The 23,785-nt window shown below is 43.5% G+C and carries 20 protein-coding genes and 1 pseudogene; 6 read left to right on the forward strand and 15 right to left on the reverse strand.

Going from position 1 to position 23,785, the window contains the following annotated elements; translation table 11 throughout:
- Positions 1 to 164: 164 nt before the first annotated feature.
- Complete coding sequence (locus HFE01_RS08895) at positions 165 to 1,091, reverse strand: DMT family transporter (RefSeq protein WP_107733374.1); 927 nt, start codon at positions 1,089 to 1,091, stop codon at positions 165 to 167.
- A 303-nt stretch (positions 1,092 to 1,394) separates the two neighbouring features.
- Between HFE01_RS08895 and HFE01_RS08900 the strand changes: the two genes are divergently transcribed.
- Both HFE01_RS08900 and HFE01_RS27275 read left to right on the forward strand, forming a co-directional pair.
- Positions 1,395 to 1,808, forward strand: a complete 414-nt coding sequence (locus tag HFE01_RS08900) for a YhjD family protein (protein ID WP_025365180.1) — start codon at positions 1,395 to 1,397, stop codon at positions 1,806 to 1,808.
- Positions 1,795 to 2,151 carry a hypothetical protein gene (locus tag HFE01_RS27275; RefSeq protein WP_025365181.1) on the forward strand — a complete coding sequence of 119 codons (357 nt, stop codon included), beginning with the start codon at positions 1,795 to 1,797 and terminating at the stop codon, positions 2,149 to 2,151. The genes HFE01_RS08900 and HFE01_RS27275 overlap by 14 nt, the downstream gene beginning before the upstream one ends.
- A gap of 137 nt (positions 2,152 to 2,288) precedes the next feature.
- Here the strand turns inward: HFE01_RS27275 and HFE01_RS08910 are convergent, their stop codons facing one another.
- Complete coding sequence (locus HFE01_RS08910) at positions 2,289 to 4,814, reverse strand: transglycosylase domain-containing protein (RefSeq protein WP_045244433.1); 2,526 nt, start codon at positions 4,812 to 4,814, stop codon at positions 2,289 to 2,291.
- A gap of 192 nt (positions 4,815 to 5,006) precedes the next feature.
- Here HFE01_RS08910 and HFE01_RS08915 point away from each other — a divergent pair.
- A pseudogene (locus HFE01_RS08915) lies at positions 5,007 to 5,464 on the forward strand (Y-family DNA polymerase); the annotation flags it as partial.
- A gap of 203 nt (positions 5,465 to 5,667) precedes the next feature.
- Here HFE01_RS08915 and HFE01_RS08920 read toward each other — a convergent pair.
- From HFE01_RS08920 to HFE01_RS08930, 3 genes are all read right to left on the reverse strand, one after another.
- The gene (locus HFE01_RS08920) at positions 5,668 to 6,936 is read right to left on the reverse strand and encodes a DNA polymerase IV (RefSeq protein WP_107733373.1); all 1,269 of its coding nucleotides are present in this window, start codon (positions 6,934 to 6,936) and stop codon (positions 5,668 to 5,670) included.
- A 795-nt stretch (positions 6,937 to 7,731) separates the two neighbouring features.
- Positions 7,732 to 8,772, reverse strand: a complete 1,041-nt coding sequence (locus HFE01_RS08925) for an NAD(P)-dependent alcohol dehydrogenase (RefSeq protein WP_107733372.1) — start codon at positions 8,770 to 8,772, stop codon at positions 7,732 to 7,734.
- Positions 8,773 to 9,091: 319 nt separating this feature from the next.
- Positions 9,092 to 9,961: an SDR family NAD(P)-dependent oxidoreductase gene (locus HFE01_RS08930; RefSeq protein ID WP_107733371.1), complete on the reverse strand. Its 870-nt coding sequence runs from the start codon at positions 9,959 to 9,961 to the stop codon at positions 9,092 to 9,094.
- Between the two features lie 222 nt (positions 9,962 to 10,183).
- Here HFE01_RS08930 and HFE01_RS08935 point away from each other — a divergent pair, with 222 nt between their 5' ends.
- The gene (locus HFE01_RS08935) at positions 10,184 to 11,089 is read left to right on the forward strand and encodes a helix-turn-helix domain-containing protein (protein ID WP_107733370.1); all 906 of its coding nucleotides are present in this window, start codon (positions 10,184 to 10,186) and stop codon (positions 11,087 to 11,089) included.
- 723 nt (positions 11,090 to 11,812) lie between these two features.
- Here HFE01_RS08935 and HFE01_RS08940 read toward each other — a convergent pair.
- Positions 11,813 to 12,670, reverse strand: coding sequence for a GRP family sugar transporter (locus HFE01_RS08940; RefSeq protein ID WP_029515122.1), 858 nt, complete (start codon positions 12,668 to 12,670; stop codon positions 11,813 to 11,815).
- A 136-nt stretch (positions 12,671 to 12,806) separates the two neighbouring features.
- Positions 12,807 to 13,646, reverse strand: a complete 840-nt coding sequence (locus HFE01_RS08945) for an AraC family transcriptional regulator (RefSeq protein ID WP_107733369.1) — start codon at positions 13,644 to 13,646, stop codon at positions 12,807 to 12,809.
- Between the two features lie 277 nt (positions 13,647 to 13,923).
- Here HFE01_RS08945 and HFE01_RS08950 point away from each other — a divergent pair, with 277 nt between their 5' ends.
- On the forward strand, positions 13,924 to 15,288 hold the full coding sequence (locus HFE01_RS08950; RefSeq protein ID WP_025365191.1) for an MFS transporter: 1,365 nt from the start codon (positions 13,924 to 13,926) through the stop codon (positions 15,286 to 15,288).
- A 315-nt stretch (positions 15,289 to 15,603) separates the two neighbouring features.
- Here the strand turns inward: HFE01_RS08950 and HFE01_RS08955 are convergent, their stop codons facing one another.
- The 4 genes from HFE01_RS08955 to HFE01_RS08970 all read right to left on the reverse strand — a co-directional run bounded on the left by HFE01_RS08955 (position 15,604) and on the right by HFE01_RS08970 (position 20,752).
- Entirely contained in the window at positions 15,604 to 15,891 is a 288-nt protein-coding gene (locus HFE01_RS08955; RefSeq protein WP_016822341.1) for a stage VI sporulation protein F, read from the reverse strand.
- Between the two features lie 111 nt (positions 15,892 to 16,002).
- The gene (gene recG, locus HFE01_RS08960; protein WP_025365192.1) at positions 16,003 to 18,051 is read right to left on the reverse strand and encodes an ATP-dependent DNA helicase RecG; all 2,049 of its coding nucleotides are present in this window, start codon (positions 18,049 to 18,051) and stop codon (positions 16,003 to 16,005) included.
- Between the two features lies 1 nt (position 18,052).
- Entirely contained in the window at positions 18,053 to 18,919 is an 867-nt protein-coding gene (locus tag HFE01_RS08965) for a DegV family protein (protein ID WP_016822343.1), read from the reverse strand.
- Positions 18,920 to 18,967: 48 nt separating this feature from the next.
- Positions 18,968 to 20,752, reverse strand: coding sequence for a DAK2 domain-containing protein (locus HFE01_RS08970; protein ID WP_044785261.1), 1,785 nt, complete (start codon positions 20,750 to 20,752; stop codon positions 18,968 to 18,970).
- Positions 20,753 to 21,250: 498 nt separating this feature from the next.
- Between HFE01_RS08970 and rpmB the strand changes: the two genes are divergently transcribed.
- Positions 21,251 to 21,439, forward strand: coding sequence for a 50S ribosomal protein L28 (rpmB, locus tag HFE01_RS08975; protein WP_013310881.1), 189 nt, complete (start codon positions 21,251 to 21,253; stop codon positions 21,437 to 21,439).
- Positions 21,440 to 21,662: 223 nt separating this feature from the next.
- On the opposite strand, the gene spoVM is transcribed toward rpmB, so the two are convergent.
- The 4 genes from spoVM to rsgA form a co-directional block, all read right to left on the reverse strand.
- A complete protein-coding gene (gene spoVM / locus HFE01_RS08980; RefSeq protein ID WP_010345573.1) occupies positions 21,663 to 21,743 on the reverse strand; it encodes a stage V sporulation protein SpoVM in 81 nt (26 codons plus the stop codon).
- 142 nt (positions 21,744 to 21,885) lie between these two features.
- Entirely contained in the window at positions 21,886 to 22,113 is a 228-nt protein-coding gene (locus HFE01_RS08985; protein WP_243208161.1) for a hypothetical protein, read from the reverse strand.
- A 20-nt stretch (positions 22,114 to 22,133) separates the two neighbouring features.
- Positions 22,134 to 22,802 carry a ribulose-phosphate 3-epimerase gene (gene rpe, locus HFE01_RS08990; protein WP_016822345.1) on the reverse strand — a complete coding sequence of 223 codons (669 nt, stop codon included), beginning with the start codon at positions 22,800 to 22,802 and terminating at the stop codon, positions 22,134 to 22,136.
- Positions 22,803 to 22,806: 4 nt separating this feature from the next.
- Entirely contained in the window at positions 22,807 to 23,724 is a 918-nt protein-coding gene (rsgA, locus tag HFE01_RS08995) for a ribosome small subunit-dependent GTPase A (RefSeq protein WP_107733367.1), read from the reverse strand.
- Positions 23,725 to 23,785 lie beyond the last annotated feature (61 nt).

The raw sequence follows: 23,785 nt of genomic DNA on the forward strand, positions 1-23,785 counted from the left end.
CCGACATTTCTGTGGTGCATATAATTCTATAATTTATTATACCACACCTTGTCACCTGCTAAACAGCTTGCTTTTTTGCTGCACCATATTTTATTTTATGTGTGAGCATGCTTTATTGTATGTGCGAGTTGACGCATTATACCAAAGGTTTGGCGAGTACACATTCAATGACCTGAGTGTGTTTTATTTTCACTTGGAGTTATTACCCTTAGTTTGGCTGTTCTGCGCTGATTGGCCATAAATACGCCCCCGAGTATAAGAACCAGACCGGTCAGCACGTTCCAGCCGATATGCTCATTCAGAAGTAAAAAGCCCCATACGATGGCACTCACGGGTACAAAATACGTTACCGAAGAAGCGAATTCCGCACTCCCCCGCAAAATCATATAGTTGAACAAGATATATGCTACCCCTGAACCCAAAACTCCTAGTCCTATTAGGGAACCTAATACTCCTGGAACAGAAACGATCGACAAATCTGGTCTCTCTATAATTACCATCATAATACCACCCCCTGCTGCCGCACCAAACAGTGTCGCAAAGGTCGCCTGATACATGGAAAGATTGGAAAGAAAACGTTTGGAGAGCTGTGTTCCAAATCCGTAGCAGAGAGTCGCAAGCAGCATACATCCAAAACCTACCGGATCAACAGAAATAATAGAGGCAGGATTAATACCCAATAAAATAATAATTCCTATAAAAGCGAGCCCCATTCCTAACCACTGCAGGCGATGAAATATAGCTCCGAAGAAGACAAGACCCACCAACATAGTCCATATTGGCGTGGTGGCATTCAATACAGAAGCCATGCTGCTAGCTATTCTGGTCTCACTAAAACCAATCAATGTCCATGGTAAAACCATGTTGACACATGCTACCAGAATAACCGATTTCCACGGAATGCTTTTGATTTTAAACGGCTTGCGTATAAGAAGCATTAATAAGATGATAAAAATAAGACCAAAACTGGATCGCAGAAATACAATGGTCCACGGTCCTACTTGATGTAGCAATAACACCTTAATAAACATAAAAGAACCGCCCCAAATAAGGCTCAACAATAATAAAGCTACATATAACGAACGTGACAATATGTAAACCTTCTTTCTCGACTTTCTTAAGTTAAAAGTAGAAAACGACCGCTATCAGAACGCTATCCCTTCTATGTAAGTTTTTTATCCATTAGCTTAACACAAATTTTGTTTGACTGTCATCGGTCATATACGAAAGAATCTTTACCACAATGGCACATGGAATTAGGACTTCCTAACACTTTTCCAATAATTGATGATTGCTTTGGCAACAGAAAAATCCCTATGATGAGGTATATCCAGAACGTATGTTCTATATACTTATTATATATTGTACTTTCACTCCGCGTAAAGGAGATATTTATGACAAACAAAAAGGTACTTGCTAACAAGCATAAAGCTCCTCTGCCTTCTGAAGAAGACGCAGGACTGATCAAAATGTGTGTACTTCTAACACTTGTACTGGATGTGCTGGAGCGAGACATTCGTATTATGAATATCTCTCCTCTAAAAATGCCCGATTTGTATATTCGTAGCCTGACTGGAGTACAACAGCGCGTAACTGTTCAATTAGCAGACACAAAAGCACGAATGAAAAGACAGGGAGTGAAAATATACAGCGAAATCCGAAATCATGAAGGCGTAGAGGTTTTGTATGTATGCCGCGGTTACCAAAGACGATTTTTCATGCTTTCATCCTTTGCCCGCAGTGAGGTTCGGCGTAAACTCGGATACTACCTGGGAATTGATCTGACCCAAGACTATGACCCCTTATAATTTCGCCTTGCCTACTTGCCTGAACAAAGAGAAAATTTTAAAGCCCATTGGTTACATGCAAATAATTTGGCTCGTATTTTCAAAAAGGAGGAATCTAAAATATGAAAAAAGAGCAGAGCCGCATAAAATGCTGGCTCTACTCATAATTACAACAGGCTGCTGGGATCAGGACAGCTTAAAGGATGCCAGATTGGCAAATGCATCGATTTATGATCTTACTCCTAAGGGCCTACTCCAGCAAACACTAGAAGTTGTAGATGAATCTCAAACCAATGAAGGTAAAGTACCAATGAAGTTTATTCAGGCACCGAGAATTCTGTCCGACAGATGTACCGGAGCCTGACTATCCAACTTCCCATTCAAGGTAGCCATTGTAATGGAATAGCGTTGGAATAAGGAGTATCCCCGTGTCCGTTTTCATCCGCAGGTCACTGTCAATATTGTTGGAAACGGTGTTCTAAACTAGATCGTCCATGTTGCTTAGTTGTTGGATTGATCAGTCGTTGGTTCAGGATCGATAACCTCATCAGGCTGAGTTTTTGGAGCACCACTCTGGTTCTCTGATTCAGAAGGTGTCTCCGGCACGTTTTCAATAGAAGGTTGCGAAGTATCTGTTGATGGCACATCGTTATTCTCATCAGGCGGTTCGATCTCTGCGTCTGTGTCAGGAACAGAAGGAACTGTTTCCTCTGGTGGAACCTCCTCTTGATCTGTTGCTGGTACCTTGATCTCAGGGACATCTTCTTTCTTGATATCTGGTTTGGACGGAACTACTGGTCTAGCAGAACGTGGAAGCTGTTCTCTTCCGACTTCGGTCGGCACGTACTTTTGGTTAAACCAGTCAGTCACGAGGTGACCTGATTGGCGGGAATAGCGCCCTGGCAGCTTACCTGTAAGACTAGATACCGTAACTTTCACAACGCCTTCCGGCTGTATAAAATGCTTATTCTTAAAAAGCTCAGGCTGGTCCTTGACCGCCTCATTCATGATCAACGCCCACACCGACTGTGCTCTGGTGTGACCTTCTTGAGATAATGTATTAACCTGTTGACGATAACCAGCCCATACGCCTAGCGTAACGTCAGGTGTGTATCCCATAAACCACACATCACCAAAGTTCTGTGTCGTACCCGTTTTACCCGCAATATCAATGGTACCGTAGCTCTTAAAAGCTTTTTGCAGACGTTTGCCAGTTCCTCTTGGGTCTGATATAACGGTTCTGAGCATATCCGTCATCAAAAATGCGGTTTGCTGCGAATATACACGTTTCGTCTGTGGTTTAAATTCATATACAATCTTACCGTTGGCATCTGTAATTTTACTGATCAAGTGAGGGGCATTATACACGCCCATATTGGGAATTGTTCCGTATGCTGCGGTCAGTTCCTCGACAGATACCCCCTTACTAAGTCCACCTAGAACTCCTGTTTGAGCATGTTCATCCTGCGGCTGAATCGTCGTAATTCCAAGAGAACGCACAAAATTCCAAGCGTTTGGAATTTTAACTTCATATAAAAACAGCCTCAGTGCAGGGATGTTAATTGACCGATTGAGTGCTTCACGGGCTGTCATAAGCCCCTCATACCTTCTGTTATAATTTTTAGGAATATGATAACCCTTTCGTCCGTCTTTCAATATGATTTGTGAATCATCAATAAGACCGGCGGGCTGAGTGTAGCCCTTCTCCAAAGCAGGTAAGTAAGCAGCAATAGGCTTCATGGCAGAACCGGGCTGACGTGTCATTTGAGTTGCATAGTTCATTTGCTCGGTATTAAAATCCCGGCCCTCGATCATACCGAGGATAGCCCCTGTTTTATGATCAATCATGATTGCCGCAATCTGTTCTAGTCCCTTCTTCTTACTGTATGGAGAAAAATTTTGTGGATTAGCTGCAATCTGTCGCATATTGCTATAAATTTTTTTATTTATCGTTGTATAAATTCGATAGCCGGACCGTTGCAACTCTTCTCGCGTATTTTGAAGAAGTTCAGCATGCTCAGGCTTAGAAATCTCGGCTGCTGTGAGATTCGGATTTTGCTGGAGTGCTAACAGCTGTGCGGCCTCCCGCTCTGTTTCCAGCATCAAATAAGGGAATGTGTTATAGCTTTTTTCGCGATGGGGTGCAAGAGTCGCTCTCACATCAAATTGAAGCGCATCATTATATTCGGACAGTGTGAGCTTGCCTGTTTCCAGCATTCTTCCCAACACAACACGTTGGCGCTCCATCGCTTTGTTGAAACCTTCTTCATCAAAATTCCCTTTACCATCAAAAGCGGAATAAACAGATGGCAGCTGTGGAAGACCTGCCAAATAAGCCGCTTGAGCAATATGAAGCTTATGTAGATCACTTACATTAAAAATTCCTAACGAAGCAGACTTGATTCCATACAAATTGTAACCAGCGGAACCATTACCAAAAGGCATTTTATTTAAGTAAGCCGTTAATATTTTGTCTTTGCCCATAAAACGCTCCATACGTAGTGCCAGCAGCATTTCCTTCACCTTTCGGCTGTCCGTTTTATCCAGACTGAGGAAAACTCTTCGAGCTACCTGCTGCGTCAGTGTACTGCCGCCAGTTTGGCGGTTTTCATTCAAAAGTTTCTGTTTGACAGCACGAGCCGTCCCCTTTAAATCTACACCATGGTGCTCATAAAATTGGCTATCTTCTGTTGAAATGAGGGCATCCACAATGGACTGAGGGACATCCTTCAGGTCAACGAGCTGTCGGTCCTCTTCCATGCGCATTCTTCCAACCGGAGTTACCTGATCATTAAAAAATACAAAACTGGTCAGAGCATTCTCATTTACCTTTTCATATATCAATTGACGTGATCGTACAGGTTCATCATGAACCAGTGCCGCCACATAACCGGAAATAAGACCTCCGGCAAACAGCACTCCAAGTACACCCGCAAGCGAGAACCACTTGATATTAATCAGCAAAACTCTGCCAAAAATGCGCCACCTACTGCGTTTTTGAGATGATGGTCGACGTTTTGGGTTCATAAAAATGGTTTTCTCCCCTCAATATTCATTCATTTCCACTTGTTTTTGTTCAAGATAATATGATACGCCATGCTAGGTTTCCCGTAAACTGTAATGTTCCAAAAAATACATTTCTATTAAGAACACTTGTTCTATATATAATACTACTATAAGGGTATATGTTCAAGAATATTCTGGAATATGATTAATCACATGCCAGGAGAGGAGGTCAACATTGTGAAGGAGCGTGGAAGTAGAACCATATTTCTAGCGGACTGCCAAAGCTTTTACACCAGCGTCGAAAAAGCGGATAATCCCGCATACCAACATAAGTCGCTCGTTGTGGCCGGTGACCCTGCACTTCGTTCAGGCATTATTTTAGCCACGTGTCCGCTGGCCAAAAAACATGGTATATCCACTGCAGAACGTCTGGGGGAAGCTGTAAAAAATGTCCTGACCTTATCATTGTACGCCTGCGCATGCAGCATTATATCGATGTCTCATTAAAAATAACAGAAATCTATAATGAGTATACGGATTTGGTTGAGGTTTTCAGCATTGATGAACAATTTCTGGATATGAGCGGAAGTCTCTCCCTGTTCGGAGATCCGTTGAGTATTGCAAGTGAAATTCAGCGGAAAGTGCTGGCACAAACAGGAGTATGGATTCGAACCGAAGGAAAAGTATAAAACACAGCTAAAATACCAAATAGCATTGTAGTATTAACAAAGTCCAGCAATAATTTTCTAGACTTTAATTCAAAGATTAACAGTTTTTTAGTTTTACCTGTTTCCCAAGAACCCTTCAGACCAATATGTAGTGGGATCTGACCTTGCTCTAGTAATTCTAAATTACATCAGTATATCCCTTCGATTTATTTATAATGCCCCCCGATTTTTAGGGATCTCTCCAGTGCCTGACCAGCTTGGGTCAAAGAGGACGCTCTTACGATAGCTGCGCTACCATAGCGTTCTTTAATTTTATCTGTTGCTTCTTCCAAGGAGCGGATACGCTCATGATCCTCAAAGAAGGAAAGTTGATAAGTTTGGTCGTCAACCAACCCACTTAAAGTGACACCTAAGCGTCGTATCGGCATACCGTTCCAAAAATTATAAAATATTTTTTTTGCTGCGTTGTACACTTTATTCGTATTGTTAGTCGGATCTGTAAGCTTCATTTGCCTGGAAAATCCGGTGGGAGCCTCATATGGGCTACATGTACAACTAACGGTCACGACAGAGCCCATGCACCCCTTACGACGACTGTCTCGACAAACTTCTTCCGAGAGTTCAAGCAGGATGGTCTCTACTTCATTTGGTTCCAAATAATCTTGGGGTAGGGTCATCATATGACTTATCGACTTTTGTGGAGAACTGAAGGTATACGGAGCTACAGGACTCTCATCTAGACCATTGGCTGTTTTCCACATGACCTCCGCCTGTATATCCGACTGTTTTCCAAAACGAGCGCGAAATTTAGACTTAAGGTCTGGTAGAGACGTTCTAGCAATATCACCAATGGTTGTCATACCAAGCCGCTCAAAATGGGACGACATCCGCGAACCTACCCCAAACATTTTATTAACTGGCTGTGGCCAGAGCAGCTGCTTTAATTCTGTCCTGGGCAACGTGAATATACCGCTTTTAATTTTTTTAGCCCAAATATCGGTTGCGCTTTTGGCAAGAACCTTATTGGAACTGATTCCTATTCGTACCCAAACCCCGGTTTGTAAAAGAACCTTCTTTTGGATTTCTCTTGCAACGGTTAAAGAATCTCCAAAAATTTTAAAACTACCCGAAATGTCCAGAAACTGCTCATCGATACTAAACACCTCTACCAGGTCGGTGTATTCCTTGTATATATCCGTAATTGCTAAAGAGACATCGATATAGTGTTTCATACGGGGACGGACGATCACAAGCTCAGGACACTTCTTGAGGGCTTCACCGAGCCGTTCTGCCGTAGACACCCCGAAACTTTTGGCCATAGGACATGCTGCTAAAATAATTCCAGACCTGCGTGCAGGATCGCCTGCTACCGCAAGCGGTTTATTTTTATACTCTGGGTAGGAAGCTTTTTCTACACTCGCATAAAAACTCTGGCAATCCGCCAAAAGAATTGTCCGCTCAGTTGTTTTAGTCATGCTGCACCCTCCAAAAAAACGATCATATACGTACGAACATGTATTCTTATTTATTATAATACCAAACATTAGTTCTGTATTCAGGTAATTTATAGGATTATGTAAATTAATCATCAAAGATTGGGTATCTGGTACGAGCGTGGATCATCACATTATTTCTGTGATCATAAAGGCCAAGAAAGCTTAATGTGCTCGTGGGGGATGAGGATCGGAACGGAATTCTGGTTGGCTGGGCTTCATCTTTTAAATGTCAACAAAAATAAAGAACCAATGTATAACATTTTATCTTGTCTTGAAAAAGCGGAAACTTGGTATACACATTTGAATTCAATTATAAAAAGGCTTTCTTCAACAATGTCGTAGGTACATTTCCGCTGTATGGACTGAATTCCATGACATTTATAGTTCCCAATGTACTTTTAATTTCTTGAAAAGCTCTAGTAAGCTGTGCTTTGTTAGTAATATCCGCAGCAAAACCTTGAGCCTCAATTTAGTTAATTGCTCAGTATACTGGTCTAGTTTCTCTTATGTTCTTGAAATCATAGCGAAATCCGTGTTTACCAAACGTCTTAGCCAGTGAAAAGTCCAATCCGGGATCTGCTCCAACTATGACCAATGATATCAATGCAAATTCACTTCTTCTCTTTTTAAATTCTTATGAGCTAATTTACTAGCGTATTTATAAATTAGAAAAGCGGACGAGCAGCAATTCGTCCGCTCTATTGTAAGTCCTGTCTTTCAGATAAGTGCTTTTGATGATGTTTGTGTCTATTGAGTTATCCTCGAAAATACGACTTAAAAGGTAGATGTATCAATAACAAATCGATATCGTACATCATTTCGGATAAGTCGCTCAAAATCTTCGTTGATTTGATTGGTGTGAATTACCTCAATTTCAGGGACAATACCATGCTCTGCGGAGAAATCAAGCATTTCTTGGGTTTCAAGAAGATCGCCTCCAGGCGTTGCTGCAATTCTGCGACGACCCATAAGCAAACTGAGCGTATTAAATTGGTTCGGCTTACCGGAATCACCGATGATAACAAACGTACCATTTATATTAAGCATGGATAGGTAAGCATCTAAATTAAGACTTGCAGAGATCGTGTTGAAAATCACATCAAATTGACTAGCTAGCGTCGAGAATGTGTCAGGATCGTTCGTTGCATAGTAATGATCGGCGCCAAAACTTAGCGCATCGCTTTTCTTATTCATTGTCTGACTCAAGGCCGTAACTTCAGTTCCTAATGCATGGGCATATTTGATAGCTAGGTGGCCGATACCTCCAATACCGACGATAGCGACTTTTTTGCCTGGACCTACTCCCCAATGTTTCAAAGGATAGTAAGCCGTAGCTCCTGCACAGAGTAGTGGACTGGCAACATCTAAGCCCAAACTATCTGGGATCTGAAGTACGTAATTTTGCTTCACTACAATTTTTTGACTGTAACTACCGTAAGTAATATTTCCATCGTATTCTACGGAATTATACATCATGACCATGCCCTTTTTACAGAACATATTCTCACCACGTAGACAATTCTCGCACTCTCCACAAGAGTTCACGAGAGGCCCTACTCCAACCCGGTCACCCACTACAAACTTAGTTACTTCCGTTCCAACCGCTTCTACAATTCCTGTCATTTCATGACCGGGAACCATTGGGAATTGAGAGTAACCTCCATCATTATGGACCATATGAACATCGGTGTGGCATACACCACTATACTTAATATCGATTAGAACATCATCTGGGCGCAGTTCCCTCCGTTCAATCATCGTCCGTTCAAATGGCGCATTCGCACTGGGAACACTCAATGCATGAACTTTACACATACTTGTTATACCCCTTTCATTTTTCATATTATATATTTCAGATATCAGCTAAATTGTTGTATTTGAATTGTATTCGTATCCCTATCTCATCCCCCTTCATACACTATTTACAGCCTACACTTAGGTACAGCGTGATAACGCATCTAAGGTTGTCTTAATGGATACTTATAGTTTAAAACTCCAGATCTATGGTTAACATAGCCTGATTACAGACAAAGTTGTCCCTATTACTGATTATTAGGAAAGAAAATGAATACAAAAAGCCCCTCAACTTCAGGAAAGCAGAGGGGCCATCGTAAACCTTATTATTGCTCCGTACTTATTTATTCATATAAGGGCTAATAACCTTTTGGCAGTAATCCCAAACTTTTATTTCGTTTTCTACAGAATAATATCGATCCCGTGGTTTTTCCTCCTTCATGTTACCAAAGAATTTCCCATTAACCTTTTCTACTTCTTGTGATGTGGCCAAATATACGGTTGTAGCTGCTCCTTTTTCTGGCGTATTCATGAATGGAAGTGCCAACTTAAACACTATATTATTAATAAAACCTTTATCGTTGTCTTGTCCAAATCTAGTCGCAACAGCACCAGGATGTAACACGTTCGCAGTTATATTTTTCAGTCCCCTTCTCATTAGTTCAGCTGACCAGTGTCTTGTGATCCAAATCGTATACAATTTGGAGGATGCATACGCACCGGACGAGGTGTAGTCCTTTTCCAACTGTAAATCGCTGAAATCTGGTTTTTTGGCAATCCTATGTGTTGCGGAAGAGGTATTAATGATCCTTGCTGAGGGTCTTTTTGAAAGAACATCTAATAATAACTCTGTTAAGAGCAATGGTGAAAATACATTAAGGGTCATTGTCTTTTCAAGTCCCTCCTTGGTTAGCTCCCTATCTTTACTGAATATAGCACCAGCATTGTTAATCAGGACATCCAACCGATCGTATTTCTGTTTAAAAGCTGCAGCCATGCGTTTGACCTCAGCAAGAGAAAACAAATCACCTGTTATAATGTCCACCTTATTGTTGCCTGTTTTAGCAATTATCTCTTCACATACTTTCTGTGCTTTGTTTTGATTCCGTCCATGAATGATCACAGTGTGTCCCTGCTTTGCCATGGTTTTCGCCGCAACTTTTCCGATTCCATCAGTAGCTCCAGTAATAAGGATGATTTTTGTAATCATCGTAATTCTCCTTTTCATTTAAGTAATATATTTATACTGCAACCCATTCGATTAGGTACATATCCAGGTTACTGATGATATTGTCCAGATTACTGATAAATAGTTCTGTAATTCAAACAAGTTTATCGTGGATTAGACTATGTCTTACTTGAAATTCAAAGGATATGATAAGAAGAGCTTTCTATTTGCGAGGAATTGTTTTGTTCATAAGGAGGGCAAATCATGTTAACGGTTGAATCAATATCTGACTTACATGAATTACTCGGATACAATAAACCTAAACATCCATTAATTACTGCGATGAATTTTGAAAATGCTAATCCATCGGAAACCATGTTTAACACTGACGTCATGTTGAATTTTTATGTGATATCTCTAAAAAGTGGTACTCAATGTGATTTTAAATACGGCAGAAAAAACTCTGATTTTCGTGAAGGCAGCCTTGTTTTCACAGCTCCTGGTCAAATCATGATTTCTGAGGGCAATTATACACCTGAATATTCGGATGGCTGGATGCTTTGTGTTCATCCTGACATGATCAGAGGAACCACACTATGGTCAAAAATATCCGAGTACAGCTTTTTTGAATACGAAGCAAATGAAGCCTTGCAGCTCTCTGAACAAGAGAGAGAGACGATTGAACGTATAGTGAAGAACATTGAGAATGAATACAGTAAAAATATAGACCTTTACACGAAAGAACTCGTTGTGTCCAATTTGGAATTACTCTTAAACTACGCTAAACGCTTTTATGGCAGGCAATTTATCACTAGAGCAGTGGTTTATAAAGACGCCGTCACCAAGTTCGAAGAGCTTTTAAATGAACTGTGTACTGTGGATATTATTGAAAGATCAGGTACACCAAGTGTAAAAGGTCTTGCTCAAGCAATGGGGTATTCACCTAATTATCTTTCGGACATGCTAAAAAAAGAAACCGGTAGAACAGCTCAGGATTTTATCAAATCCAGGGTGCTGGAACTTGCAGAAGACTTGCTTTTAACGACTAAAGAGCCTATTCATCTAATTGCTGAGAAGCTTGGATTTGAACAGCCTTCTAGCTTCACAAAATTTATAAAAACGCACTTAGGTTTGAGTCCAATGGATTTCAGAAGACAGCATTTGGTATGAATAAAATTAAAAAAGGGTTTGTCTCTATGTTTATTTTGAGACAAGCCTTTTTCCTAATGCTCATCCTATCCATTGAAATAGAATAAAAACATTATGTTGACACCTTTTGGGCCTCTCAAAACTGTAAAACATCATCGAATTTATTAATTATTATAAAATACAACTAAATAAGCTTGTCCGAATAACACACCTATCTTAACCACCTGTAATCAGGAAGTTGCGCAACGAAATTTCTGCCATGTACAAAGCTGTTCTGTCACATATATTAATGCACCACATTTTTGACTGTAGTAAAGTACAGCAAACGGATAATCTTTCTATTATTTATAAAAATGCTTTTACAGCGAGAGGAATTTGGGGCCTTGCGAATGAATGGGTAATTCGTGGAAAGAAAGAACCCCCGAAGATATGGAGATGCTATTTCAATCTCAAAAGCTACTCACCTGAAAACTACTTCCTTTGAAAGTGGTTACGCGTCCTATGACCGCTGTTAAACACAAAATTCCAAAAAAACTCTATGCAAATGGTTAAACCATTCACATAGAGTTTTCTCATTATCCGTTTACTTCCGAAAGCTAATATTTTTAATATTTCTCAATATTTCCCCCTCGGTCAGCCGCAATCTGTAGCTTGCAGCGCTGGACGAGAACGGGTACGCTACAAGCTATCTCAAAAGGTACGGGGGTGTAATCAGCGCATTCCGCTAAATTCAATTGCTAAATCTCAGAGCTTGACCAGACTAATCAATCCCACTCCGACCATGATTACCGTAATGCCGGCCAGTAGACGAAGCCATTCCCCGGGACTCTTCTTTTCCCTGAAAATCAGAATACTGCCAACGCAGGAGATGGCGATACTCGCCTGAGAGATCGGAAAACTGGCAGCGACTCCAATAAGCCCATTCGAAATGAATAGCGCCAAATTTGCCACGCTCCACGACAAACCCGTAGACAAATTGCGCAGCACCTGAACCAGATGAAGCTTCTGCCCTCCCTTACAGTTCATTAAAAGCGCAGAACACAGCATGCCAAGTGATTGCGGTAAGATGACCGACAGACCGGAAACATGAAAGATTTGATTAATAATAACATACAAGGTTAAGGCTATACCCGAACAAACCAACATGACAAGAATTTGAAGGGGCAAAGGCTTGGACAAACCACTTGATTTGCCCTGATAGCTCGTCAGCAAGATGCCAGACAAAATAAATATAAGCGCTGCTAATCCAATACCAAATTGGTACCCAGTCGTCCATTCGCCCAAGATTAGTGCTGCAAAAAGCGTCGTTCCCATAAGTTGTAGCCCACAAATAATAGGAATGGCCGTTGAAACGCTTACTTTCTGGAAAGCTTGAAATTGAAGCAACTGTCCTACGGACCAAAACACACCTGAGACAAAGCTCACAATAAATGGTGTGATTTGAAAGTTAACAGGTGAGTACGAATACAGGCACAGTGCGAACAATACGGCACCGATGACCGTCCCCGTCAGTTGCTCGCGAGGACTGGCTTTTGTCATTTGCGCCAGTATGGGCATGAATCCCCAGCCTATGGCTGGAATAAAGGCAATGAGTGTATCCACATGCAGTTCCCCTCTCGTAAAGTGAGTCCTTCCGTGCAATCCTTTAAAATACCATGCAAGAAAAACCAACAGCTTTACGATATCAAAATACACCCACCTCAATCACCAGTATTTTTAGAAGATATATATAGCAAAATCAAAGAATATTTTCACGATAAGCGCTGGGAGAAATGCCCATCATTTTTTTAAACGCCCGTGAAAAGGTCAGTTGATCCGAGTAACCGACCGAATTGGAGATTACTTGAATAGAGTAACTGGTATCCTGTAACAGCTCGCATGCCTTTTTAATCCGAATGTTCATTAAATATTGCTTTGGTGTTTCGCCTATTTCCTGCTTAAAAACAGAGGTTAAGTAATTTGGGTGAAGGCCGAGATACTCTGCCACCTCATTGATTTGAATGCCACCGTTGTAGTTTTTCTCCATATAGTTGATAGCTTGAACTGAGTAGGGAAGCTCTTGTTTCACAGGCGTCGTTTCACCCGATTCATGCACCAGCTTGGCGAGAATATGGCACAAATACCCCTGAATAGCCAAGGATGAAGAAAGCGTATTATTCCCTATACGAAGCATTTCAAGAATGGTCGAATGAAAAAAAGTGATGTCTCCGATACTTACCACATACGGATTATCCTGAACAAGAGAGATGTTCTGCAAGTACATTTCGGATTTGATCCCCATAAACCCCACCCAGCTGTACTCCCATGGCTCGTACTCATCAGCTTGATAATAAGCGGCCTTATTGGCAGGGATTAAAAAAGCCTGTCCTTTCTCTATGTTATATGTTTCCTTATCTAATACCAGTTTGCCTCTCCCCTTTAATACAAAGTGGATAAGATTGAAATCCCTGGCGATAGGCCCAAAGTCCTGGTTGGGAGAACAAGGCTCGGAACCACAATTATATAGGATTAAATCTGTAATATTTTTATGTTTTGAACTGGTACGTGTATCTACAAATTGAATCATATTCTCACTCATTCCTAACCTCCACGTTTCAGAATTTAAAAGTTAACCAAGGGCGGTGTTCCCGTAACAAATATAGCATAAATTAAGAATTATGTTATAAGAGCTAAAAAGAAACTTCAACCTGTGAATATTTGCGACAATCTTTGTTTTTGCTATCATCTGCTTTAGAAAAATCATGTACTCCTCCTGCAGCTTTTGTTATTCTGTATCTCAAGATAACGCTTACAAGTTTGCGTTAAACGTATCATTACAGCTGTTATGATCGTCAATTTTTGAAAGGGGTTAAAACATGCTTACTTCTGCATCTGCAAAAAATAATGACAAAGTCAGTTTAAAAACGCTGATCTCTTACTCACTGAGTAGTTATGGGATGAATGTTATTTACAATTTAACCGCCGTTTATCTTATGTTCTTCTATACTGACAGCTTTGGATTGAATGCGCTTGCAGTCGGGACATTACTGATGGTGGCACGGGTGATTGACGCGGTAGTTGATATCTTTATCGGCATTGCAGTCGACAACACGAATACGCGTTGGGGGAAGTTTAGGCCTTACATGTTCATCGGGGCTTTCTTGGTAACACTCACCACCTTCGCACTCTTCCTCAGTCCGGACCTTTCTTCCGCCGGGAAGCTGGTTTATGCCTATGTTACCTATATCGCTTGGAGCATTAGCTATTCCATATTGGATATTCCGTATTGGTCACTGTCCGCCGCTATAACCAAAGATGCTGCAGAACGAACCAAGGTCGTGACTGTTCCTCGTACGGTTGCAAGTGCCGGCTTGTGGACGGTCAATGTCGTAGCGCTTCCCCTCGTCCATTTCTTCAACGGCTGGGCTGGAGCGGTTGCTGTACTTTGTGGCCTGTTCTTCGTCTGCATGATGTTTACGGTGTTTGGCGTAAAAGAAAAACACGTAGTGCCTCGCCATGAAAAACAAACGTTAAAAGGAGTACTCCGCCTATTCTTCATTGAAAACCGACCTTTGCGGCTGTTGATCATCTCGTTTTTTATTATCGAAATGACTGCCAACATTCGTAATGCCTTTACTTTGTATTATTTCAAATACAACCTAGGTGCCGAAGCATTCATTCCACTGTTTATGGGACTAACCGTGGGATTTCAAATCGCAGGTAATGTCGCAGTTCCGTTCATTGCCAAGTGGATCGGCAAAAAAGGCACTAGCATAGCAGGGGTGCTAATCACCTCCATATCCATGATAGCTCTTTTCTTCTGCGGCAACTCTATTGTACTTGTCTTTATTCTCAGCTGTATCATTTCTTTCGGTGTGGGGCTGAACTATGTTGTCATGTCCACAATGCTAGCAGATTGCGTCGATTATGGAGAGTGGAAAACTGGAAACAGATCAGAGGGGATGGTTTTCTCAGCTAACGTTTTCCGGGCCAAATTGGCGGCCGCAATCGGCAGCGCCGTGGGTGGTTATGCGCTGGCGTTAGCGGGTTATCAGCCTAATATCGTCCAAACAAATACAACCCTTATTTGGCTCACACTACTATTTACAATTATTCCGGGGGTTCTGACATTTCTCTCCGTATTTCCAATGAAGAATTATGAGCTGACGGAAACAATGAACAGTAAAATTGTCCAGGAGGTTCGGGCAAGACGGGAACAAGGTGAACCATCCGTACAGTAACCGGATTCTGGTCCTTCGCGTGATGCGCTTACTGGAGCAGTCACCGTGCTAACCTTTACAATTTTCTGGGCTAGGGAGCGTTCTCTGCACCGAACAACGGTACGTCCAGGTGTACAGGCCATGGAACGGTTTATCAAGATTGGTGGTTATTACGAATAGAATTTCACACTAAAAGACTACTGCCTATTGCCCGGGGAATGAAAAACAAAAGCCTTAATAAAGCCAAAAAGGATCGCCTAACATCAGGCAATCCTTTTTTTATCTATGCTTCACATAAAACATGGAAAGTGCTTTGAAGCACCCGTTCGAACAGCATCAACGGAACATTCCCCATAGCTTGATCAGATGGAACGTATTAGACGGATCAATTTTTTGTGCCAATACGAAGGCAGTCAGTTGCTCCTCCTGTGTAGCCGTCAATCGCTCGTTTAAAATAGCAGAAGTGGTCTTCACAAGATGACGCACCTTAGCTTTGTTTTGCAGATCTGCTTTGGTCACGCCCTCGATCTGCTGCTTAACCCGCTCCTTGAGCGCACGATTTTTCATTTTTAACTTAATCCGCTCCACCAATTGCGGACTAATTCCATATTGCTGATAGCTCAATGTTGCCACACCTCCCATATCATTCGGTCATTCCCAAATATATGACGGTCAGCCTGTCCATTGTACCTATCTGTTAGAAACGTTTAGAACATCCTCACCATTCATGGTGGGTCAGTCGATAAGATCCCCTTGGAAAATCTGCTCTTTTTGCAAATAACCGCGAAGTGCTTCATACTGCGGAGATGTCCAAAAAGAGGAGTCCTTGATTAGATCAGTTGCATCCTCACGTGCCTTTTCCAGCACCTCAAAGTCCGCTACCATATCTGCTAACCGAAACTCGGGCAACCCGCTCTGCTTGGTGCCAAAGAAATCCCCCGGCCCTCTCAAATCCAGATCGCGTCTAGCAACCTCAAAACCATCGTCCGTATCGGTCATTACCTTCATCCGCTCTTGACCAACCTCCGACTTAGGATCAGCGATCAGTACACAGTATGAGGCATGTGCGCCCCTTCCGACACGTCCACGTAACTGATGTAGCTGGGACAATCCAAAGCGATCTGCATCCATAATAATCATTAGCGTCGCATTGGGCACATCTACCCCCACCTCTACAACCGTGGTTGAAACGAGTAGCTGAACCTCATTTGCATAGAAGGAACGCATAACTTCTTCCTTTTCTGCAGGAGTCATTCGTCCGTGCAACAGCCCAACGCGATAATGTGGAAAAGCCTGCTGCATTTGGATATGCAGATCGATGGCATTCTGTACATCCAGCTTCTCTGACTCTTCAATCAACGGGCAGATTAGATAAGCCTGCCGTCCCTGATCTACCTCACGAGAAATAAAACCGAGCACTCGATCCATCAGTTCGTGCTTCACCCAATACGTAGAAATTGGAATCCGTCCCTTTGGCCGCTCTGATATTGTAGAAACATCCATATCACCAAAAGCAGTAATCGCCAGCGTACGCGGGATCGGTGTGGCGGTCATGGTCAGCACATCGGGGTTGTAGCCCTTGCGGCGCAGTACACTACGCTGGTTGACTCCGAACCTGTGCTGCTCATCCGTTACAACTAGTCCAAGCTGGCGGAAATACACATCCTCCTGAATAAGGGCATGCGTGCCCACCACAATATCCAGCAGACCCATTTGAAGAGCGGCAAGCAACTCCTTACGCTTCTTCCCAGTTGTACTTCCTGTCAGTAACCCCACGCTGATTCCAAAGGGTTCAAACAGCTTGTGAAGCGACCGCATATGCTGCTCGGCCAATATTTCGGTTGGCACCATCAGTGCCCCCTGAAAACCGGAACGTACTGTTGCGAATAAACCGATGGCGGCAACCACAGTTTTCCCCGACCCAACATCCCCTTGGAGCAGACGGTTCATACAATAAGGTGAGCGTAGATCATACAGTATTTCAAGCTCAACCTTCTTCTGTGCATCCGTTAATTCAAAAGGCAAAGCCCTCACAAATTCACGGATCGTGGCGTTATCCACCGTATGCACCACCCCGTCCGCTCGACCACGATTTAACGCTCGGAATGCCTGCATTTTCAGCTGGAATAAAAAGAGTTCCTCATACACCATCCGTCGCCGAGCCTCTTGTCCCTCTCGATTGTCCTGAGGTTGGTGTATACCTGCAATGGCCTGCTTGCGCGGCATCATACTATACTTGCGTACCAGCAGATCTGGCAATATCTCGGGAATCATTTCACCAAACTGCTGGAGCGTCTGATTCATTATTTTTCGCATCCAGCTCTGCGTAATCTTGCCACCTATAGAGTACACCGGTTGAAGTGTCCCCGAACGAGCCACTCCTTTATCAGGGAACTCAGAGTCTGCAACAGTCATCTGCATTCGCTTAAGATCCCATTTCCCAGTCACCACAATTTCACGACCTGATGTTAGCTGATCCTTCAAAAAATGCCGATTAAACCATGTTGCAGTAAACATCCAATCCTCAGCCATCAATTTACAAGTTAACCTTGATTTGCGTCCGTAACGCTGAAGCACCGGAATGCCCATAATTTTCGCCTGTACTGTAATCTTATCTCCGTCCTTCACTTCGCTTAGCGATCGCAGTCGGTAATCTTCATACCGAAACGGATAATATTCCAGCATATCTTGCACGTTAGAAATGCCAAAAGCGTGAAGCTCTCCTTCTTTGAGAGCACTCACGCCGTGTATTTGTTTTAATGGTATTTGATCCAATTGCAGCATATTACCTCTCATCTCCGGCCGGCCATGCAAAAATACCAATCGTTCCTGGTCCCACATGAGTTCCGATCACAGCGCCAAGTTCAGTATATATTTGATCGCCCAGTTCAAAATGCTCTGCCAGCTGAGCCACAAACGCTTCTGCCGCCGAGCGATCTGCCGTATGACCCACAGCAATATTAATTTTTTGGCCTTTTAAATCCCGCTCCAGCAGTTCAATAATTCGTGCTGTCGCTTTTTTATGCCCTCTCGCCTTATCAGCCGAATAAATAATACCTTCTTTGTCAATCGAAAGAATTGGCTTAATGTTAAGCAACGTACCAACCATAGCCGCTGCCTTGCCAATTCGTCCGCCTTTTTGCAAGTATTCCAGTGTATCCACCAGGAAATACAAACAACGACGTTCTCCAAGACGTTCCACACCCTGAATAATTTCAGCCGGGGATTGCCCGGCAGCTGCCAGCTCTGCGGCGTAAACCACGAGCATACCGTATCCGTACGAGGCCGACTTGGAATCCATAACGGTCACTCTATCTTCATGCTTCTCCAACATGGATTTACCCAGCAGAGCGGACTGGTACGTTCCGCTCACACCGGAGGATAAATGGATAGAGATAACCTGGCTCTCGGGGTATTGCTCCAACAGCTCCGTGTACGTCTCCAAAAAACGGGCTGGTGATGGCTGTGACGTTGTAGGTAGTTCATCAGCCCGTACCAGTTCGCTGTAAAACTGTGCAGCTGACATCTCAATACCGTCCAGGTAAGCTGTGCTTCCGAACATCACCGTCAATGGTACAATGACTATGCCGAGACGATCTGCTATTTCCTGTGGAATATCAGCCGTGCTATCTGTCAAAATGATAGTTCTCATCAGTCAGACCTCCTTTGTAGTGGACTACCATGGGTGTGCCAAAGCACATCAGGTTTCCACTGAGAACAGATAAGGATAAATCGGCTGACCACCTTCATGAACTTCCACTTCAACATCCGAATAATTTTCTTCAAGCCACGCAACAAGCTGATCTGTCTCTTCTTGTTTTGCGTCCGAACCTGTAAGAATCGTAACAATTTCATCGCCATTCACCAGCATTTTCGCCAGCAAAAGACGGGATGTTGCCATTAATTGCTCCTCAGTCGCCACGATCTTAGAATCCTGAATACCAATGTAGTGGCCTGCTGTAATATGCAGATCATCAAGTGTCGTATCCCGAACCGCATAGGTCACTTGTCCAGACTTCACACGGGTAACTGCGTCCCGCATATTATCTTGGTTTACCTCAAAGGCTTCTTCCTCTTGGTAAGCAAATGCTGCTGCAATGCCCTGAGGAATTGTTTTGCTTGGAATCACCGACACCAAACGTTCCACCTCTAGCAATTCACGCGCTTGTTCAGCAGCCAAGATTATATTGGAATTATTTGGCAGAATAAAAATATGTTGAGCCGCAATCGAGCGAGCCGCATTCACGAAGTCTTCTGTGCTCGGATTCATCGTCTGACCACCCGAAAGGACAACATCAACACCCAAGCTTCTGAAAATATCAGCAATCCCTTCACCAGAAGCCACAGCTATAAAGCCAAAAGGTGCTAGCTCATGAGCTGGAGGCTCAGATGGCTCCTCCTCACGTGCAGGCTCTGTTGGTATTTCTGCAAACCATTCAGGCTCAGGAGCACCATCCATACCTGCAGACAGCAAATCACGATGCTGCTCGCGCATATTCAAAATTCGAATCTGTGTAATTTCCCCGTAACGCAGCGCAAGATTCAAGACTTCACCTGGAGCCTTCGAATGCACATGAACCTTGATGACATCATCATCCGAAATAACGATAATCGAATCACCATCTACTGACAACGCTTTCCGGAAAGCTTCCTCATCAAAATTTGTACCTTGCGCTTCGCCCAATTGTCGATTAATAAAAAACTCCATATCATACAAAAATTCAATATTTTCCGTTTCGAGCTTCGCCTGCGCAGAAATCGGCGCATCTGGGGAGGGAGCAACAGGCGCAGCTGTAGGTCTCTCCGATACATAAGGAGCAAAAACCGGGCGTACACTATCGCCTTTTGAAGTTGGAGATGTCACCAATCCGCTTCCAAGATGCTGCATAAATCCTTCATAAATATACACAAGTCCTTGTCCACCCGAGTCTACAACCCCTACTTGCTTCAGTACAGGGAGCATGTCCTGCGTCATGGCAAGCGTTTCCTTTGCTTTGGCAAGCACTTCTTCCATCAGTTCTGTGATGTCGTTCGTCCGGCGCGAGAAAAACACAGCATGTCTGGCCGCTTCCTTCGCCACGGTAAGAATTGTACCCTCCACCGGCTTAACCACCGCCTTGTAGGCCGCATCCACCCCGCTCTGCAATGCCGATGCGAACTGAAGGGTATTCAATTCCTCGTATGGGGCAGCGTAACGGCTGAAGCCACGGAACAACTGAGACAGGATAACCCCTGAATTGCCGCGGGCCCCCATCAGCAAGCCTTTGGATAAGATGCCGGACATGACACCGATGGAGGAAGAATCTCCCCTCTTCAATTCCGTTACGCCCGCGCTCATCGTCAGATTCATATTGGTTCCCGTATCACCATCTGGCACCGGGAATACATTTAGTGAATTGACATGCTCCGCATGCTGCTGTAATTGTTCCGCCCCGGCTAAAACCATCGCGGTAAAGTCTGTTCCATTCAAAGAACGATTACTCAAGAGAATTCCCCTTCCTAGCTTAATACAATTGTTTTACAATCCATCTTCACAACACATGTTCAAGGTTCAATTGAATTATACTAAAGCCAGACGACGAATACGAATGTCACCCTTTCGTAAGCTTCCGTAACCATCCTCTGGTTTCTTTCCACAGCTCATATAATATGAAAAACCAGTCAACTGCCCAACAAAAAATCATTGGCCGGAATGATGATTATGGTCCCGCCTCTGAACTGCCCGGCATGACTGGAATAAGAATTCACATTCCATTAAAAAACAAAATAGTCGCAACAATAGCTATCCCATATTGTACTATAATGCGAAAGAGAAATAAATAAAGTTTTTGAATCAGTTGACGGAGCTTTTTTGACTATGATATTATATTTAAGTATTGTTTTGTTCAGGTTAGTGACTTATAAAGTCCGGCTGACCCAGTCGGCCTGAAGAGCGACCCATTCCATATGGAGTTTGGTTATTTTCAGAATAGGAGGTGGAATCATGTCTCGTAAATGTTCTGTAACAGGCAAAAAGCCTGGCAGCGGTAACCACGTATCTCACGCTAACAACCGTAATCGCCGTACTTGGGGCGTCAACGTACAAAAAGTTCGCATTCTCGTTAACGGTAAACCGAAACGCGTTTATGTCAGCACTCGTGCATTGAAAGCCGGTAAAGTGACTCGCGTGTAGTCGTAAAAAAATATCGTTATAAACAAAAGGCACCTCGTTTTAAACGGGTGCTTTTTTGATTATTCGAATAATATCCCACTGATTCAGGAGGACAAAATGTCAGGCAACTTCCCGCGCATTCTTGTCTTTTATTGCCGAGCTATCAATCTGCTGTGCCCGGGAAGCGTGCCTCCTGTGTACCTTTCACCTTCATCCTACATCCTGTGTCAACGTTACTTTGATTTCAGTTCTTCTGGAATGTATTCAAAATGGCTTTGACGAATCCACCCAGAAATTTTGGCAGCTTGATTGTGTAAAACTTCATGCCTCACCCTCCCCATCATCCTCCTGCATCCGTTCTCTGTAGTTTATGCAACCTGTCAAGGGTTGTTGCCCCACAAAAAAAGGCTACATGAGAATCCCGCTCATGTAACCATATTTATGCACAACCATCCCAGGCTATACCATCAGACAAGTCCGCGAACATAGAGATATGCTGAGAGTATAAAAATAAACAGAATATAATAAAGCACACTGCAGACCACAAAACCGATACGCAAACCACGCCGTTCATTTTTACGAAAATAAAACAGGACAATAAGAACAGCCAAAAGTGAAAGTATAGCATTCCAAGGCGTCTTCACTAGCGAGAAACAACTGAGTGTCAAACCGGTCAGCATGCTCGCTAAGGTCATCCACAGTGCTTCAGTTAGCTTCACTTGGACAAATGAGCGACACTATCCCGAATAGCAGCAATAGCCGCTGCACGGTCTGCTCTGCCGTACACTGCACTGCCTGCCACTAACACGTTAGCACCCGCTTCAAATACGGCTGGTGCCGTCTCCTCCGCAATACCTCCGTCCACCTCGATATGTACGTCTGGACGACCCAATTCGTTCAACCAAGCACGGATTTGTCTGATTTTATTCAACGTCTCTGGAATGAAGGACTGGCCCCCAAAACCAGGGTTAACCGTCATCACAAGAATCATATCTACATTGGGCAGCACTTCCTTGATCGCGTATGGTGAAGTCCCCGGATTGAGAGCCACTCCCGCCAGAGCGCCTTGCTGCTTGATCATGTGAAGGACACCATGCAAATGAACACAGGCCTCCGCATGGACCGTGATGATATTAGCTCCTGCCTTTACAAAATCACTAATATAACGTTCAGGCTGCTCAATCATCAGATGAACGTCCAGTGGGAGAGTTGTATGCGGCCGAATAGCCTGAACGATAGGGGGGCCCAGTGTAATATTGGATACAAAATGACCATCCATAACATCCACATGAATCCAGTCTGCCCCCGCTGCTTGGACTTCCGCGACTTCACTGCCCAAACGAGCAAAATCAGCGGATAAAATCGACGGTGCTATTTTTAACATATGCTCAATACCTCCGTTTTTTTTCTTTTAATTCCTGATAAAACTGCATATAGCTATCATAGCGTCCCTGTGAAATATGTCCCTCTTCCAAGGCCTCTCTTACTTTACAGCCAGGTTCGTGAATATGCGTACAACCCCGAAATTTGCATCCTTCCGCATATTGTTGGAATTCTCGAAAACAAGGCGATAACTCATCCACACCCAGCTCTAAAAAATCCAGTTGGCTAAACCCCGGTGTATCTGCTACAAACCCGCCGTTGTCTAAAGGAATCAGCTCCACATGGCGAGTCGTATGTCTTCCTCGTCCCAGCTTATTGCTTATGGCGCTCGTCTCCAGCGTTAAGCCAGGCTCCAAAGCATTAAGCATGGAGGACTTCCCTACACCTGACTGACCGGAAAACACGCTGATTTGGCCGGCCAACAGCTTCTTGAGCTCAGCCGTACCCTCTCCAGTACGGGCGCTGGTTACCAGCACCTCGTAACCAATCTTCCGATACATTTCCTGAACCATCAGCACCTTATCATCCTCTGAAGGGCTGCCTTCATACAAATCGCGCTTGGTCAGACAGATAATCGTATCCAGCCCGGCGTGCTCAATATGGACTAAAAATTTGTCCAGTAAAGGCAGGTTTAAATCCGGCTCACGCAGGGAAAACAGCAGCACGGCCAGCGTGGTATTAGCTACTGGAGGGCGAATTAGCTCCGTCGTACGCTTTCTAATCTCCTTGACCATACCTTCCCCGTTTTCAGTCAGTTCGTAAACGACTCGATCACCGACAAGGGGCGTAATCTCTTTTTTCTTGAAAAGGCCACGTGCTCTGCATTGTACCGTAGCTTCGCCGGATACCGGACGCCCATCCTGATCCAGGCTGGAGACATAATAATATCCGCTAAGCGCCTTGACGATCAGACCTTCAGGCATGTGTAAGATGTCCTCCTTCATAATGTTCAAGTTTCATTGTGTGGAACAGGTTAAGCTTCTT

Origin of the sequence: Paenibacillus sp. EKM10P (genome assembly GCF_011800655.1) — a bacterium.
In the GTDB taxonomy this organism is placed as follows: Bacteria; Bacillota; Bacilli; order Paenibacillales; family Paenibacillaceae; genus Paenibacillus; species Paenibacillus polymyxa.